The 17,155-nt window shown below is 39.3% G+C and carries 14 protein-coding genes; all 14 read right to left on the bottom strand.

Going from position 1 to position 17,155, the window contains the following annotated elements; all coding sequences use genetic code 11:
• Positions 1-194 precede the first annotated feature (194 nt).
• The 14 genes from AC6UDE_RS05230 to hpf all read right to left on the bottom strand — a co-directional run bounded on the left by AC6UDE_RS05230 (position 195) and on the right by hpf (position 17,120).
• Positions 195-464 carry a CsbD family protein gene (locus tag AC6UDE_RS05230; protein ID WP_500694432.1) on the bottom strand — a complete coding sequence of 90 codons (270 nt, stop codon included), beginning with the start codon at positions 462-464 and terminating at the stop codon, positions 195-197.
• Between the two features lie 148 nt (positions 465-612).
• Positions 613-1,152, bottom strand: a complete 540-nt coding sequence (locus AC6UDE_RS05225) for an HdeD family acid-resistance protein (protein ID WP_500694433.1) — start codon at positions 1,150-1,152, stop codon at positions 613-615.
• 50 nt (positions 1,153-1,202) lie between these two features.
• The gene (uvrA, locus tag AC6UDE_RS05220; RefSeq protein ID WP_500696823.1) at positions 1,203-4,064 is read right to left on the bottom strand and encodes an excinuclease ABC subunit UvrA; all 2,862 of its coding nucleotides are present in this window, start codon (positions 4,062-4,064) and stop codon (positions 1,203-1,205) included.
• A 9-nt stretch (positions 4,065-4,073) separates the two neighbouring features.
• Positions 4,074-6,089 (bottom strand): excinuclease ABC subunit UvrB, encoded by a 2,016-nt coding sequence (uvrB, locus tag AC6UDE_RS05215; protein WP_500696822.1) that lies wholly within the window; start codon positions 6,087-6,089, stop codon positions 4,074-4,076.
• 152 nt (positions 6,090-6,241) lie between these two features.
• Positions 6,242-7,174 carry a thioredoxin-disulfide reductase gene (gene trxB / locus AC6UDE_RS05210; protein WP_500694436.1) on the bottom strand — a complete coding sequence of 311 codons (933 nt, stop codon included), beginning with the start codon at positions 7,172-7,174 and terminating at the stop codon, positions 6,242-6,244.
• A gap of 16 nt (positions 7,175-7,190) precedes the next feature.
• Positions 7,191-7,700, bottom strand: coding sequence for a thiol peroxidase (locus tag AC6UDE_RS05205; protein ID WP_500694437.1), 510 nt, complete (start codon positions 7,698-7,700; stop codon positions 7,191-7,193).
• 118 nt (positions 7,701-7,818) lie between these two features.
• Positions 7,819-8,718: a UTP--glucose-1-phosphate uridylyltransferase GalU gene (gene galU / locus AC6UDE_RS05200; protein ID WP_500694438.1), complete on the bottom strand. Its 900-nt coding sequence runs from the start codon at positions 8,716-8,718 to the stop codon at positions 7,819-7,821.
• Positions 8,719-8,741: 23 nt separating this feature from the next.
• Complete coding sequence (locus tag AC6UDE_RS05195; protein ID WP_500696821.1) at positions 8,742-9,758, bottom strand: NAD(P)H-dependent glycerol-3-phosphate dehydrogenase; 1,017 nt, start codon at positions 9,756-9,758, stop codon at positions 8,742-8,744.
• A gap of 26 nt (positions 9,759-9,784) precedes the next feature.
• A complete protein-coding gene (gene lgt, locus AC6UDE_RS05190) occupies positions 9,785-10,597 on the bottom strand; it encodes a prolipoprotein diacylglyceryl transferase (protein WP_500696820.1) in 813 nt (270 codons plus the stop codon).
• A gap of 11 nt (positions 10,598-10,608) precedes the next feature.
• Complete coding sequence (gene hprK, locus AC6UDE_RS05185) at positions 10,609-11,625, bottom strand: HPr(Ser) kinase/phosphatase (protein WP_500694441.1); 1,017 nt, start codon at positions 11,623-11,625, stop codon at positions 10,609-10,611.
• Between the two features lie 116 nt (positions 11,626-11,741).
• Positions 11,742-12,899: a PDZ domain-containing protein gene (locus AC6UDE_RS05180; RefSeq protein ID WP_500696819.1), complete on the bottom strand. Its 1,158-nt coding sequence runs from the start codon at positions 12,897-12,899 to the stop codon at positions 11,742-11,744.
• 18 nt (positions 12,900-12,917) lie between these two features.
• A protein-coding gene (gene prfB / locus AC6UDE_RS05175; protein WP_500696818.1) for a peptide chain release factor 2 occupies positions 12,918-14,034 on the bottom strand; the annotation gives its coding sequence in 2 pieces (ribosomal slippage) (positions 12,918-13,961 and positions 13,963-14,034; 1,116 coding nt in all).
• Between the two features lie 52 nt (positions 14,035-14,086).
• Positions 14,087-16,453 carry a preprotein translocase subunit SecA gene (gene secA, locus AC6UDE_RS05170; protein ID WP_500694444.1) on the bottom strand — a complete coding sequence of 789 codons (2,367 nt, stop codon included), beginning with the start codon at positions 16,451-16,453 and terminating at the stop codon, positions 14,087-14,089.
• Between the two features lie 133 nt (positions 16,454-16,586).
• A complete protein-coding gene (hpf, locus tag AC6UDE_RS05165) occupies positions 16,587-17,120 on the bottom strand; it encodes a ribosome hibernation-promoting factor, HPF/YfiA family (protein WP_500696817.1) in 534 nt (177 codons plus the stop codon).
• Positions 17,121-17,155: the final 35 nt, after the last annotated feature.

The following is a 17,155-nucleotide window of genomic DNA, read 5'->3' as shown; positions in this document are numbered from 1 at the left end:
AATTATCCGAAAGAGTTAGAACAACTCTCGCTAGTGAATAACTCTCTTCAAACGGTTTGATGATAAACGAATTTCTAAAAAAAAGGATTCATACCAATTTAAATCGGTATGAATCCTTAGAAGTATAGATTTATATAAAAAATCTAAATATTATACGACACTTTATTATTGCAAATTGCTTTTTTCCTATCTAATTATTCGTTATCAAGGTCACTGTCGATGTCATCTTTAACATCTTGGGCTTTGTTCATAAAGTTCCCCTTACTGCTTTGTAGGTCACCTTTGATCTTATCCATGGTGTCACCAGAGATAGCACCCTTAATTTGCTGTGCCTTACCTTGGGCAACGTCACTCAAGTTATCGATGCGGTCAGCAATATCGTCTAAATCATAACGATCTTCAAGTACTAAGTAACCTAACACGATGTTTGCACCCAAACTAAAACCTAAAAGTAAATTCTTCATAATGACCCTCCTAATATTGATTAATAATTCAATATAATAGTATCATGCCTGTAAAATAATAACTAGTAAAGACTTCCCCCATTAAGATATTAATTAAGAATTAATCCAAAAAAAGACACCTCATTAATTTAAGGTGTCTTAATTAATTTTATAGTTTATGAGCAAATGCCAGCATAATCATGTTAATTCCTGCCACTAACAGGACAATTCCCACAATTATAGCTAAAACCTTAGCAGCTAGACTTGGGTCTAACAGTAAGAAAATTCCTAAAAATAGTGTAATAAGATCAAAAACAAGTGATGTCCAGAAGACCCCACCGTTAAAATTACGAATGTGATCAACTACAATCAACTGACAGATTGAGTAAACCAGAATCCAAACTGCAAATAGGATCCCTAGGGTAAAGGTCCCAGCGTGAATGTTAAACAGGAACAATAGTGCTAACAAGATTTCAATCGCACCACCAATTAACATCGTAAAACTTCGATAGCCAATTTCTTGACTTAACTTTCGGTAGACCCAAATTGATTTTACTCCGGCAACTAATGCAACGACGGCGAATATGATCGCCAAGACAGCAGCACTAGCAGTTGGGTGGAAGAACATCAAAACGGCGGCTAATAATAAGACAACACCAAATAGACATTCAAACCAATCAAATCCCCATTTTTTATCTTCGTACATCATAAATATGACCTCCAATTGTTTGTTACAACCATATTTTACCACATCTAATTTTACTGATGCTTTTCGGCCTCAATGGTTCGCTTGGTGTCACGCTCTAGGACGGGTTTTAAATATTCACCAGTATAACTATTTTTCAGTTTAACAATCTGTTCGGGTGTTCCGGTTCCAACCACGTATCCGCCGGCAGCGCCACCTTCTGGACCTAAGTCGATCACGTGGTCAGCCTCTTTAATAACGTTTAAATTGTGTTCAATGATCAGAACGGTATTTCCCTTATCAACTAATTTAGAAAGGACCCCAATTAATCGTTTGATGTCATCAGTATGAAGTCCCGTGGTGGGTTCGTCAAGAATATAAAAGTTATTTCCAGTTGAACGCTTATGGAGTTCAGAAGCTAACTTCATTCGTTGTGCTTCTCCACCTGACAAGGTATTAGCTGGTTGACCTAATTTCACGTAACCAAGTCCCACGTCAGAAATGGTCTGCAACTTTCGCGTAATCTTTGGGATGGCTTTGAAAAACTCTAACGACTCATTCACGGTCATGTCAAGAACTTCAGCGATATTTTTTCCCTTGTATTGAATCTCAAGCGTTTCAGAATTATACCGTTTTCCATGACAAACTTCACACGGAACGTAAACATCGGGTAGAAAGTTCATCTCAATCTTCAAGATTCCATCACCATGACAAGTCTCACAACGACCACCCTTGATGTTAAAACTAAACCGTCCCTTTTTATACCCGCGAAGTTTGGCCTCGTTAGTTTGGGCAAACAAGCCCCGAATATCATCAAAGACTCCAGTGTATGTAGCTGGATTACTTCGAGGGGTTCGGCCAATCGGACTTTGATCAATACTTACTAGTTTTTCAATGTTCTTCCATCCAGTGATTGATTTATACTTACCTGGTTTTTCCGAATTATGATTCAGCTTCTGGGCCAAGGCTCGTTTTAAGATATCATTAACCAACGTAGACTTTCCGGAACCAGAAACTCCCGTCACCACGTCAAACTTACCAAGTGGAAATTTAACGTTAATGTCTTTGAGATTATTTTCTAAAGCACCCTTTAGGGTGACGTTTTTGCCGTTCCCCTTTCGTCGTTTTAAGGGAACGGGAATAAACTTCTTTCCAGAGAGATATTGACCAGTTAATGATTTCGGATTTTGAGCCACTTGTTCTGGAGTCCCGGTGGCAACAATCTTACCACCCTTCTCTCCTGCTCCTGGACCAACATCGATTAAATAATCGGCCGAACGCATCGTATCTGAATCATGTTCAACAATGACCAATGTATTACCTAAATCACGCATTTTTTTCAGGGACTTAATTAACCGATCATTATCACGCTGATGAAGACCAATGGATGGTTCATCAAGTACATACAAAATTCCTGAGAGATTTGAACCAATCTGGGTTGCAAGTCGAATTCTCTGTGCTTCACCACCAGAAAGCGTTCGGGCCGATCTGGAAAGGGTCAAATAGTTCAATCCAACGTTTTCCAAAAATTCCAGTCGATCACAGATTTCCTTAATAATTGGATGAGCAACAACCGTATCTTGTTCACCAAAAGTGAGTTTACTAAAGAATTGGCGTTCATCGGCAATATTCATATCAGAAACTTCTCCAATGTGTTTGCCATTAATCTTAACTGCCAAAGCCTTTTCGTTTAATCGGTACCCATGACAAGTCTGACAAGTTAATTCTGTCATGTACTTTTCCATTTGTTCTCGAGTGAAATTACTGTTGGTTTCATGATAACGACGTTTAACGTTGTTAAGGACCCCTTCAAAGGGAGCGTCGACATCACGAACTCCACCAAAATCACTCTTGTAGTGAAAATGGAACGTTTTCCCCTTGGAACCATTCATCAATAGATCACGCTGTTTCTTTGGTAATTTACGGTATGGAGTATCCATATCAATATTAAAGGCTTTACAAGCCTGCTCTAACATTGCTGGATAGTATTTTGAGCTAATTGGATTCCATGGTTCAATTGCTCCCTCATTAAGCGTCTTATCTTGATCTGGGACCACTAAATCGTTATCGACTTCCAACTTAACTCCTAATCCATCACACTCAGGACATGCTCCATATGGGGCATTAAATGAAAAAAGACGTGGTTCAAGTTTCCCAACCGTAAAACCACAAATCGGACAAGAGTAATGTTCCGAAAACACCATCGGCTCTCGCTTACCAAGAAAGTCGGCAATGGCATATCCATCACTTAGACGTAAAGCTGTCTCAAGTGAATCTGACAATCGTGAATTAATCCCGTCTCTAACGACAATTCGGTCAACTACCACGTCAATGTTATGACGCTTATTTTTATCTAAATCAAAATCTTCGGTCGCATCATGGATTTCACCATCTACTCGGACTCTTACAAAGCCTTCCCGCTTAATCTTTTCAAAAACTTTTTTGTGTTGCCCCTTTTTGTCACGGACCACTGGTGACATAATCTGCAATTTAGTTCGTTCAGGGAGGGCCATGATTTCGTCAATCATTTGATCGACGGATTGACTAGTAATGACCGTTCCATCATTTGGACAAATTGGCGTCCCAACTCTTGCCCACAATAAACGTAAATAATCATTAATCTCAGTGACAGTTCCAACGGTTGAACGAGGATTTTTTGAAGTTGTTTTCTGATCAATTGAAATGGCTGGACTAAGTCCCTCAATCGAATCAACGTCAGGTTTATCCATTTGACCCAAAAATTGTCTAGCATAAGAGGAAAGACTCTGGACATAACGACGTTGACCTTCAGCGTAAAGGGTATCAAAAGCTAAAGAACTCTTACCTGAACCAGATAAACCGGTCATTACCACCATTTTATTCTTGGGGACATCAACATTTACGTCTTTTAGATTATGTTCACGGGCGCCTTTAATTTTAATGACGTCATTTGCCATCTAACCACCTCACTTTTTCTTTTTCTCACCCTTAAGCTGCATCACGGTATCCCTTAAGTTAGCAGCTTGCTCAAAATCAAGTTTTTTGGCTGCCGCTCTCATTTCGTCCTCTAAATTATCAATCATTTCCTTTTGATCCTTAGCACTCATTTGGTCAAAATCGGATTCAACAAAGCTTCCATTAGTATTATCATCGTTGTTTTTCTCGCCCTGTTTATACGCAGAAATGGCCTTAGGAATTGGTTTGATAATGGTCTTAGGGGTAATGTTGTGTTCCTGATTGTACTTCATCTGAATGGAACGACGACGGGCAGTTTCATCCATCGCGTACTTCATCGAATCGGTAACGTTGTCCGCGTACATAATAACATGTCCGTGTGAATTACGAGCTGCTCTTCCAATTGTTTGTACAAGGGAACGTTTGTCACGCAAAAAGCCTTCCTTATCAGCATCCAAGATTGCAATCAATGATGTTTCGGGAACGTCAATCCCTTCACGCAACAGGTTAATTCCAACTAAAACATCAAACTTACCCAAACGCAAATCACGTAAAATTTGGGTTCTTTCGAGGGTTTTAATATCACTGTGCAAGTATTTTACTTTAATTCCCAAATCTTTTAGATAATCGGTTAAATCTTCTGCCATCTTCTTGGTTAAGGTCGTAACGAAGGTACGCTCGTTATTTTGAACTCGTTTATTGATTTCACCAACCAAATCATCCATTTGATCTTTCGTGGGACGAACTTCAACGGTTGGATCAAGTAGTCCAGTTGGACGAATAATTTGTTGGACAACGTGATTAGTCCTGTCCTCTTCATATGGACCCGGAGTGGCTGACATATAAACCACTTGATTAACCCGTTTTTCAAACTCAGGTAATTTTAATGGTCGATTATCAAGCGCGCTGGGAAGTCTAAATCCGTAATCAATTAATTGCTGCTTTCTAGCCTTATCACCGTTAAACATTCCACCGATTTGCGGAACCGTTCGATGTGATTCATCAATGAACATCAAATAATCTTTGGGGAAAAAGTCCAATAATGTGTATGGAGCTTCGCCAGGTTTTCTGCGGTCCATATAACGAGAATAATTCTCAATCCCAGTTGTATATCCCATTTCACGCATCATTTCAATGTCATAGGTAGTTCTTTGTTTTAATCTTTGAGCTTCAAGTAGTTTGCCCTTTTTCTCAAAGTTAGCAACCTGTTTTACCATTTCATCCTTGATTTCAGGTAAAGCCACATCCATTGTTTCCTTGTTAGTCAAGAAGTGAGTGGCAGGAAAAATCGTAATCTGTTTTCGTTCACCGATAACTTCACCAGTCAACGTGTCAACTTCAGTAATTCGGTCAATCTCGTCACCGAAAAATTCGATCCGATAGGCATGTTCATTTCTAGAAGCCGGAAAGACTTCTACTACATCACCGTGCACACGAAAACGACCACGTTGAAAATCAATGTCGTTTCGATCGAATTGAATGTTAACCAACTGACGCAAAAAGACATCGCGCTCTAGTTGTTGTCCAACGTGCAACGAAACCGTATGGTCCTGATATTCTTTTGGACTTCCTAAACCAAAGATTGAGGAAACCGAAGCAACGACAATCACATCATTTCGTTCTAGTAACGCACTGGTAGCGGCGTGGCGGAGTTGATCAATCTCGTCATTAATCGAAGCATCCTTTTCAATATAGGTATCACTGGAAGGAACATAGGCCTCAGGCTGATAAAAATCATAATAACTCACAAAATATTCGACCGCATTATTAGGAAACAACTGCTTGAGCTCACTATAAAGTTGCCCAGCTAAAGTTTTATTGTGCGATAAAACCAGCGTTGGCTTGTTAATGTTCTTAATGACATTTGCCATGGTGTAGGTTTTACCAGTTCCAGTAGCACCCAAAAGGACCTGATCCCGATCACCATTTTTGATTCCTTGAGTCAATTCCTTAATGGCTTCCGGCTGATCACCAGTTGGAGTAAATTTCGAAACTAGGTCAAAATTATTATTCGTTTTTTTAATCATATTGGCACCTCTTCTTAAACTCGGAAAAAAAGGAGAAAGTATTAACTTTCTCCCGTTACTTATAATAATTCTAGCATACGAACATACTTTCGCAAAGCAATTAGACCAAAGCTTCCATACAAAAAGAGCAGATCGACTCTGCTCTTTTTCGTTTAATCTTTAGTTTTCAGCTCTTCGACGTAATTGAAGACGCCCTGACCTGCAGTTCCGCCATCGCCGACCGCAGTCGTGATTTGACGTAGATGTTTCTTTCGTACGTCACCAACCGCGAAGACACCGGGAATCTTAGTCTTCATTTCATCATCGGTGTCAATCCAACCTTGTTCATCAGTAATTCCAAGGTTCTTGAACGCATCAGTCATTGGTAAAATACCAACGTAAATAAAGACACCAGAAGCTTTGATATTTGAAGTTTCACCGGTCTGATTGTTTTTAATCGCAACCCCGGTTACTTTTTGACCGTCACCTTCAATATCAGTAACGTTACTGTTCCAGACAAAATCGATATTGTCCTTATCAAAGGCCCGCTTCTGCAGAATCTTCTGGGCCCGAAGTTGATCACGTCTGTGAATGACCGTAACGTGCTTTACGATATTGGATAGATAAGTAGCTTCCTCAATCGCAGAGTCACCGCCACCAACGACAACAACGTCTTCGCCTTTAAAGAAGGCGCCATCACAAACCGCACAGTAAGAAACACCTTTTCCACTGTAATCTTGCTCACCGGGAACCCCGAGTTTCTTGTACTCAGAACCAGCACCAATAATTACAGAAGGAGCCTCATAGTCACCGTCTTCAGTCTTAACAATCCGCTTATCGCCATCAATGTCAATGCCAGTAACGGTTCCGTAGCCATACTCAGCACCAAATTGAGTACTCCCATCGTACATTTTTTTAGATAGATCTGGTCCTAAGACTGATTTAAATCCGGGATAATTCTCAATTTCGGCGGTGTTGTTCATCTGTCCACCATAGATCCCACGATCAAGCATTAATACAGATAGTTCGGCTCGTGATGCATACAATGCTGCCGTCATTCCGGCTGGACCAGCACCGATTACAATTACATCATACTTTTTTGCCATTATATCGCCTCAATCATTATTTATTGTTTGTTACTTTCTTTAACTCGTCAAGAACTGGTTCGTAGTTTGGTTGATGAGTAATTTCTGGAACTGCTTGGCAATACAAAATTTTGCCTTCAGCATTTACCAAGTAAACCACCCGAGCTAAGTGACCAAAAGCCGGGATGTATAAGTGCATGGCTTTCCCAAATGAACCATTAAAATCAGAAAGAATTTCCATGTTGTTGACACCATGAGCGGCACACCAATTTTTTTGGTATTCAATTGGGTTATTTGAAATGGTAACAAATTTAATTCCCTTAAACTTTGATGCTTCCTGGTTAAAACGAGCAGTTTCTAAACTACATACCTTTGTCTTTAAGTTAGGAACCACACTAATCAACGTTGTCTGACCCTTTAAATCATCAGTCGTAACATCTTTCCCTTCAGCATTTTTTACGGTAAATTTTGGTAGATAATCGCCAACCTTTGGTTGATCATCACCCATTAACCATGATACTGGTAGTCCACCTAATTTAATTTTCATAACCAAAAACCTCCTTGACTAATATCAATTGTACAAAATTATATTATCATAAACTAAATTAAATGTTTAATCATTATACTTAAAAATAAAAAATGCCGGCAAAAGTCGGCATTTTAATCTAATTTTTCTGTTGTTCGTCTTCCTTAGTCAGCTTTTGACCAAGGTTCTTAATGTATTCACGTAATTCTTGCTCAATTTCAGGGTGTTTTAAACCAAAGGTAATGTTAGTCTCAAGCCAGCTAAGCTTATTGCCGGTATCGTAACGATCACCCTTAAACTCATGAGCAAACACTCTTTGAGTTTGATTTAAGGTATTGATGGCATCGGTTAGCTGAACTTCATTCCCCTTACCTGGCTTAGTGTGTTCCAAAACGTCAAAGATCTGTGGAGTTAACAAGTAACGTCCAATAATTGCTAAATCACTAGGAGCGTCCTTAGGATCTGGCTTTTCAACGAAGTTTCTCACATTATAAAGTCCCTTTGAAACCTCGCTAACTGGTTCAATTACTCCGTATTTAGAAGTCTCCTTATGAGGGACTTTCATAACGGCAAGGGTTGAAGCTCCCGTCTTTTCGTAACTATTCATCAATTGTTTGGTGAGCGGAGTCGTATCTTCCATCAAGTCGTCTCCAAGCATAACCACAAATGGATCATTTCCAATGAAACTTTTGGCCGTTAAAACAGCGTCGCCAAGTCCACGTGGATAAGATTGTCTAATAAAGTAAATGTTCATATCATTAGTCTTCTGAATTGACTTGAGCATCTTTTCTTTACCCTTTTTTTCAAGGTTTTCTTCAAGCATTACGTTTGAATCAAAATGATCTTCAATGGCACGCTTGCCCTTACCAATCACAATGACAATGTCTTTGATTCCAGAAGCCTTAGCTTCTTCAACAATGTATTGAATGGTTGGAATATCAACAATTGGTAACATTTCCTTTGGAAGTGCTTTCGTTTCAGGTAAAAATCTTGTTCCTAAACCAGCGGCAGGAATAACAGCTTTAGTTACTTTTTTCATCTTCTTATATACCCCTTTTAGAATTAACCTTGTTCTGAACGTCCCTCTCTAGACATTAAATTAGAAATCGCGTCAGAAACGGTTTCTTCATTATTAATTACTGCATGAATTGCGGATGTAATGGGCATTTCTACCCCACGTTGTTTTGATAATTCAAATGCAGCTTGATTGGTGTCGATTCCCTCGATCACCATGCCCATGTCTTTAACAACGTCATCCAATTTCTTGCCCTTGCCAAGCTGATAACCAGCCCGCCAATTGCGAGAATCAGAACTAGTTGCGGTGACAATCACGTCACCTACACCAGACAATCCGCTAAAAGTTAATGGGTCCGCACCAAATGATACACCTAAACGTGATATTTCCGCAATACCACGGGTCATGAGGGCTGCTTTTGCATTATCACCGTAACCCAAACCTACCAAGGCTCCAGCACCTAATGCAATAATATTTTTCAAAGCTCCACCAAGTTCAACCCCAATAATGTCGTTATTAGTATAAATTCTGAAATAATCATTCATAAACAATTTTTGAAAATGCTCAGCAGATGGCATATCATCACTGGCGACTGTAACTAAGGTAATATCACGTCTAGCAACATCTTCAGCTTGACTAGGTCCAGAAAGGGCTGAAATCGACTTACGATTCTGAGGATCAATTTCTTCTTGCAATACCTGAGACATTCGATCATAGGTACCCTTTTCAATGCCTTTACTTCCATGGATGATATACGGTTTCATTTCTAACTTGCCCAAAATTTTGTTAGCTTGATTTGCAACCGAACGAGTTGCCTGTGATGGAACAATGAATAAAACATCATCGACTCCTTTAAGTGCCTCTTCCATGTCAGCATAAGCTTTCATCTCTTTTGGAAAAGTAAAGTTCTTGATGTAATGGGAGTTAGTGTGCTGATTATTTAACTCATCCACCTGTTCCTTGCTTTTCGACCAAATTTTAACTTCATGCCCATTTTCAACTAAAATATCGGCGAGCATGCTGCCCCATGATCCTGCACCGAGTACTGCAATTTTTTCTGTCATTATTTAAATTATCTCCTACAAATCACTTAACTACCGTAGTACCAGACTAACTGGTCGTTTCGTCTACGATAAATTAAAACAAATAGTGCTACTACGAATAATACAATGGAAAGCAACTGTGATACCCGGATTACGCCGAATAACATTAAACTATCGGTCCGCATGCCCTCGGTGAAAAAACGTCCAAACGAATACCACATCACGTAACTTAAAAAGACTTCCCCACGCTTAAAGAACTGCGGAGCATGTCTCATAATCATCAAGACAGCAAATCCTGCTAAATCCCAAAGTGACTCATATAAAAACGTTGGTTGGCGGTACACCCCGCTAATAAACATTTGATTGATGATAACGTCAGGTAAATGTAAATGCTGTAAAAATTGAAGTGATGTTACCGCTCCAAATGCTTCCTGATTCATGAAATTACCCCAACGGCCAATTCCTTGAGCCATAATGACGGTTGGAGCGGCAATATCTAAAATCTGCCAGACTGACAAATGATGTTTAAAACAAAACCACCAAATAAATAATCCAGCCCCGATTAAAGCTCCATAAATGGCAATTCCACCATCCCAAATTTGAATAATCTCATCTAGATGATGGCGATAATAGCTCCATTGAAAAACCACATAATAAATTCGAGCCGAAATAATCGCAATTGGAATCGCCCACAAAATCAAATCATATAAAACATCTTCATTTAAGTGTTGTCGCTTAGCTTCTTTCATTGAAAGGTAAACGGCAATCAAGACAGCGGCAGCGATAAAAATACCATACCAGTGGACCGCAATTGGTCCGAGATGAATTGCAACCGGATTTAATGCCAATATGCTAAACACAACTTCCACTCCTATTCAGGATCCTTATTAGCATCTTGGCTAATATCTTTCTTATTTTGTTCAACTGCTTGTTCTTCGTGTTTTTGCTCCTGGTTGTTTTTAGAAGCATTTTCTTTGATTAACTCATTTAAATTGTTATCAAAGACCTTAGTCGCATCGTATCCCATTGAACGAGCCCTAAAGTTCATCGCAGCGGTTTCAATGATAATGGCTAAGTTTCGACCGGGTTTTACCGGAATCGTCAATTTCTTCAAATCAACGTCAAAGATTCGAGTTGTTTCACGGTCGGTCCCAAGCCGATCATACTTAGTATCCTTGTTCCACTGGTCCAAATGAACGATTAAGTCCACTTTTGATTGAGAACGAACGGCACCGGCACCAAACAGGTTCATTACATCAATAATTCCAATCCCACGAATTTCTAGTAAGTGATTAAGAATCTTGGGAGCTTGACCAATCAAGGTTTGCTCATCTTGTTGATAAACCTCAACTCGATCATCAGCAATTAAACGATGACCACGCTTAACAAGTTCTAGCGCCGTTTCACTCTTACCAATTCCAGAATCACCGGTAATTAAAACACCAAGTCCATAAACTTCAACCAAAACACCATGAATGGACTTTCTTTCGGCTAACTTAGCTTCAAGATACGTCGTCATATTGCTTAGAATTCTAGAAGTGGTTAACTTTGATCCTAAGATTGGAATGTGAGCCTTTTTGGCGGCTGCCACTAACTGCTCAGGTGGTTCTAGTTGAGTAGAAATAACAAATGCAGGCGTTTCTGGTTGACACATTTTGGTCATTACTTCTTTTAATTTTTCATCACTCATTCCCTTTGCAAATGAGGTTTCAGTTATCCCAAAGATCTGAATTCGCTTGGCTGGGTAGTAGTTAAAATATCCAGTCAATTCCAGTCCCGGACGTGAAATGTCACTAGTGGTAATGGGACGGTCTAAATATTCACGACCCCAAAAGACACTAAGATGAGTGTTCTTTACTAAATCAGCTACCGTTACACTCTGAGCCATTGGACCTACCTCCAAATAAAATTAATTTACTTAATTCTAACACAATCAGACCTAATTTAGGCGGTTCTTAATTTTATGCAAAATAAAAGAAGCGCCCATTAACTGGGTGCTTCTAACTAATTATTTTGAAACATTTCAATTCCAATCTCATGCGGTGAACCATCGTAAATTGCCGTTTCTTTAATCTCTAATTGATTCTTACGATTTTTAACCTTCATGTGAACAAAGGTCGGATCATCTTGTAAAGCAGAATACAATTGACTTTCCGAATTTACCGGAACGTTGTTAACTTCAACAATTAAGTCACCCGTTTTAAGTCCCATCTTATCGGCTGGAGTGCGGGGTTTAATCCCAATGATTCGGATTCCGTTAACCGCTTGACTAATCTGATTTCCGGTCTTTCGGTCAACGCGATGGAAGTGATACATGATGATTACATAAACCACTGCCAATAAAGCAATCGCGATGATAACGTAGTAACTATTTCTCATAAAGTAAGCACCCGCCGTTAGTAAAATGGCTAACAATGTGAGTTCTCCAATCGCGTTTGAAATCCGTGGCATTAATTCATTTGGCAAATGGTTAACAAACTTGAAGCGAAAACCAATCAAAAACGGAACAACCAAGAAGGTTACATGTGCACCAAAAATATTAAAAACTGGCCACATCGGTACGATCGTTTCGATTAATTTACCAGGAATCATCAGTACCAGCGGAATCACAGCTAACTCATTGTATCCATAAGATGCCACTCGGTTTCCGCGCCGATTCTTTGAAACCTGAGGAGAGTTAATCGTCCTACCATTCATCTTCAAAAAGATAAACATTAGGACCAGCATAATTGTGATTAAGGCTAAGTAATTGGCCGATCTTGATGCGTTCATATTCACGGCACCAATAAAGTCGCCACCCTTAATCATCGGGATTGAATAATCATTGAAGAAGACTCCAACAAAAATTGATCCAAATAAAATCAATGTCGGCACTAAGATTCCTGGGATCAGTAAACTAATGGCGATCAATAATTCATATAATAAAATCCAATTTAAGGACACTTCAATCCCAACCAAAGCAGTTAAAATTGATCCAACAATTCCCAGCACAATTAATGATTTAAAAAAGACCCATCCTTCGTGAAATTTAGGGTTAACAGCACTTTCAAATAAGCGTCGTTCTCGATTTACTCTTCGATTGTAAACGAAGAAAACGCGAATAAGTGCAAACCAAAAAGCTGGCATAAAGACAAAAAACAAAATATTAGTCGCAACTGACATAATGAACTTCCTTTTTCGTTATTTTGGGTTCTTCTGTTTTAAATTCCACTGCAAATACGCGTTAATGAATGGATTCAAATCACCATCCATCACTGCTTGACCATTACCAGTCTCATAATTGGTCCGATGATCCTTAACCATTGTATAGGGATGAAAAACATAAGAACGAATTTGTGAACCCCAACCAATATCAAGCTGCTTACCCTCAATCTTGGCTTTCTCTTCTTCTTTTTTCTCTTGTTCACGTTCGTACAACTTTGATTTTAACATATTCATCGCTGTAACTCTATTCTGTAATTGTGAACGTTGGGCCTGACTTGAGGTGACAATTCCAGTTGGTAAGTGGGTAATTCGAACCGCTGAAGAGGTTTTATTAATATGCTGACCACCAGCCCCACTTGACCGAAAAACATCAATCCGGAGATCTTCTGGGTTAATGTCAACGTTCACAGTTTCATCAAGCTCTGGCATAACATCAACAGAGGCAAACGACGTATGACGCCGCCCTGCTGAATCGAAAGGTGAGATCCGCACTAACCGGTGAACGCCTTTTTCTGATTTCAGGTAACCATAGGCGTTGGTTCCAGATACTAAAAATGTCACACTGTTGATCCCAGCAACGTCACCCGGTTGATAGTCTTCAACTGAAACCGAAAAGCCGTTTTGTTCGGCCCATCGTTGATACATCCGAAATAACATGGACCCCCAGTCTTGTGATTCAGTTCCACCAGCTCCAGGATGGATCTCAACAATTGCATTATTTTCATCATATTTCCCATTCAAAAGTAAACTCAGCTGATAACTACTAAGTTCCTTTTGGGTCTTGGTTAATTCGTCATCGAACTCTTTCTTTAAATCATCATCACTAACTTCTTCAAGGAGTTCGAGGTTAACCTTTAAATCTTCCACCTTTTTAGCCAGTGAATTAAAATTATCATATTTTAATTTTAATCGATTGTTCTCATCAATTAATTTCTGAGCTTTTCTTTGGTCATCCCAAAATCCCGGTTCAGCCATTTTAGCCTCATTAACCGAAATATTTTCACTTAGTTGATCCAGGTCAAAGTGACCCCCTAAAGCCAGCTACGGCTTTTTTAATCTTTTCGACCTGTCCACGTGCTTCACTTAATTCCATTTCATACTCCTGAAGATGAAAAAACGGAGACCAAAAGTCCTCCGTTCTTAAACTATCTTTCCATATTTTGTCTGATCTCAGCTTTCATAAACAACCTAGTGACATCGTAGTCAATATCAGAGACCATTTCTTCAAACATTCTAAATCCTTCACGTTGATACTCAACTAACGGGTTTAATTGACCATAACCACGAAGACCGATTGACTCTCGTAATTGGTCCATTGAATCGATGTGGTCAGTCCAGTGTGAATCAACCACCCTAAGCACAACCACTTTTTCAAATTCAAGCATCTGTTCTGGATCCTGGAGCTCTTTTTCTTTCTTATCATACTCAGTATCAACGAGTCCCATCAAGTATGCCTTAATTTCATCACTTGATTTTCCCTTCAAGTCATCAATGCTAATTTGATCGGGACTAACTAATGAATTAATCGCAAAATCAAGGATGGTTTGGAGATCCCATTTCTTTTGATCTCCCTGAGTGTGCAAGTTGACAATTCGATTAACCGTTCGTTTGATCATTGGCATAATAACCCACTTAAGTGACTTATTTTCGTCAATCACCTTACTACGCTCGCCATAGATTACATCACGTTGTTGACGCATCACATCATCGTACTTTAACACGTTTTTACGTGAATCATAGTTATTACCTTCAACTCGTTTTTGAGCCGATTCGACCTGCTTCGTGATCATGTGACTCCGGATAACCGCATCATCGCCCTCAACTTTCATTGAGTCAAGAATACTTTTAACCTTATCAGACCCAAATCGACGCATCAAATCATCTTCAAGTGAAAGATAGAATTGAGAATAACCAGGATCACCCTGTCTTCCAGAACGTCCACGTAATTGATTATCAATTCTTCGTGACTCGTGTCGTTCGGTCCCGATAACCGCTAATCCACCTAATTTGACCACTCCAGGTCCAAGCTTAATATCAGTTCCACGACCGGCCATGTTGGTTGCAATGGTAACAGCTCCCTTTTGACCGGCGTTAGCAACAATGTCAGCTTCTTTGGCATGATTTTTTGCATTCAAAACTACGTGAGGAATTTTTTCTTCATCAAGTCGCTCTGAAAGATATTCAGAAGTTTCAACCGCAACCGTACCAATCAGGATTGGTTGTCCCCGTTTGTGTAAATCTTTAATTTTGGCAATAACGGCGTCAAATTTTGATTCCAAACTTGGATACAAAACATCTGGCTCATCAATTCTAACAACCGGTTTATTGGTTGGAACCGCAATGACATCCATGTTGTAAATTTCTCGAAACTCATCCTGTTCTGTCTTAGCGGTACCAGTCATTCCAGCTAACTTACTGTACTGTCTAAATAGGTTTTGATAGGTGATGTTAGCCATCGTCTTGCTTTCTTCTTGGATGGTAACACCCTCTTTAGCCTCAAGTGCTTGGTGAAGCCCATCTGAAAAACGACGACCTTCCATGATTCTTCCGGTAAAGGAATCAACGATTAAAACCTCGTCTTTTGAGACAACGTAATCTTTATCCTTTTCCATCACGTAATTGGCACGTAAAGCCTGATCCAAATGGTGGGTTAAAGCAGTGTTTTCCGTATCGTAAAGGTTATTTAAATTGAAGTACTTTTCAGCTTTTTCAATTCCAACATCCTTCAAAGAGACCGTTTTAGTCTCTAAATCAACTTTAAAATCCGTTTTAGGATTTAGTGTCTTAGCAAATTTATCTGCCTGCATGTAAAGCTTGTTTGACCCACGAGCTTCACCAGAAATGATCAATGGGGTTCTGGCTTCATCGATTAAGATCGAATCAACTTCGTCGACGATGGCAAAATTAAGTGGGCGTTGAACCCGATCTTCTTTATAAACCACCATGTTATCCCTTAAATAATCAAATCCAATCTCGCTATTAGTTGAATAAGTGATGTCGCTATCATAGGCAGCTCGTTTTTCTTCCGGATTCTTATCAGCCGAGTTCACCCCGACCGTTAAGCCCAGCCAATTGTATAACTGTCCCATTTGAGTGGCATCACGTTGTGATAGGTATTCATTAACCGTAACGACATGAACACCTTTCCCTGATAAAGCATTCAGGTAGACGGGCATTGTAGCCGTTAACGTTTTCCCTTCACCAGTCTTCATCTCAGCAATATTACCCTCATGAAGGACAATTCCACCCATAATCTGGACTCGAAATGGATTTAGTCCGAGCACTCGTCTGGCACCTTCACGGGCAACCGCAAAAGCCTCAGGTAACATGTCATCTAAGCTTTCACCATTTTGATAACGCTTTTGAAATTCTGGAGTTTTAGCTTGTAATTCCTTATCACTTAATTTTCGATATTGTTCTGAGTATGAGCTGACCTTATCGGCGAGCTTTCCTAATCGTTTCAGTTCGCTTTTGTCGCTTTCAACCCATTTCTTTAAAAGGTTTGTTGCCATTGATTGATTTCTCCTCTAGTGTCTAAACCGTTTTTGTTTCTCGAATTCTCAGTCTATTTTCTTATTCTAACATTTTATCAAATCAATTAAAAATTCATCACAAAAAAACAGAAATATGATATTTCTGTTTTTTCTAACGATCGGTTTTAATTAACCCATAGTCCCCATCATGTCTTCGATAAACAATATCAGTGGTGCCATCGGTGACATCAACATAGACAAAAAAATCATGCCCAATCAAATTCATCTGAATAATGGCATCTTCCGAAGTCATCTTCTGTAAAGGAATCCGCTTTTTCCTAACGATCTTAGATTCAGCTAATCGTTTATCGGGATCATTAAAAACGTGGGATAACTTATGCTCAGTTAATTCTTCATTTACCTTTGAGCCATATTTATCGATCTGTTGCTGGATATCGTGAATCGCGATATCAATGCTTTCGTGAATGTCATCAGAGTTGCCCTCACCTCGCAGTAAGAAGTTCGGTAGGATAATAGTGATTTCAGCTTTGATTCGTTCGTTAGAATAGTTCATGAGATCAACATGAGCAGTCCCTTTCACGTTTGCATCAAAACGTTTATCAATTGTTTTGACGTGATGATTAATGTAATCACGGAGATCACTGGTGATTTCAACATCATCACCTCTTAATTTAGTTTCAAGCATTTTAATCTCTCCTATGCTTAGTATCATTGTCTTCA

It is taken from the genome of Fructilactobacillus sp. X2R5C3, from assembly GCF_059901325.1.
Note: the sequence above shows the minus strand (reverse complement) of the source record. Positions and strands in the feature narration are given on the sequence as shown.

Coding starts and splice junctions, on each gene's coding strand:
- uvrA (WP_500696823.1), bottom strand. CDS start 4,064: ATGGCAAATGACGTCATTAAAATTAAAGGCGCCCGTGAACATAATCTA.
- AC6UDE_RS05230 (WP_500694432.1), bottom strand. CDS start 464: ATGAAGAATTTACTTTTAGGTTTTAGTTTGGGTGCAAACATCGTGTTA.
- hprK (WP_500694441.1), bottom strand. CDS start 11,625: ATGGCTCAGAGTGTAACGGTAGCTGATTTAGTAAAGAACACTCATCTT.
- uvrB (WP_500696822.1), bottom strand. CDS start 6,089: ATGATTAAAAAAACGAATAATAATTTTGACCTAGTTTCGAAATTTACT.
- secA (WP_500694444.1), bottom strand. CDS start 16,453: ATGGCAACAAACCTTTTAAAGAAATGGGTTGAAAGCGACAAAAGCGAA.
- AC6UDE_RS05205 (WP_500694437.1), bottom strand. CDS start 7,700: ATGAAAATTAAATTAGGTGGACTACCAGTATCATGGTTAATGGGTGAT.
- AC6UDE_RS05180 (WP_500696819.1), bottom strand. CDS start 12,899: ATGTCAGTTGCGACTAATATTTTGTTTTTTGTCTTTATGCCAGCTTTT.
- trxB (WP_500694436.1), bottom strand. CDS start 7,174: ATGGCAAAAAAGTATGATGTAATTGTAATCGGTGCTGGTCCAGCCGGA.
- hpf (WP_500696817.1), bottom strand. CDS start 17,120: ATGCTTGAAACTAAATTAAGAGGTGATGATGTTGAAATCACCAGTGAT.
- AC6UDE_RS05195 (WP_500696821.1), bottom strand. CDS start 9,758: ATGACAGAAAAAATTGCAGTACTCGGTGCAGGATCATGGGGCAGCATG.
- AC6UDE_RS05225 (WP_500694433.1), bottom strand. CDS start 1,152: ATGATGTACGAAGATAAAAAATGGGGATTTGATTGGTTTGAATGTCTA.
- galU (WP_500694438.1), bottom strand. CDS start 8,718: ATGAAAAAAGTAACTAAAGCTGTTATTCCTGCCGCTGGTTTAGGAACA.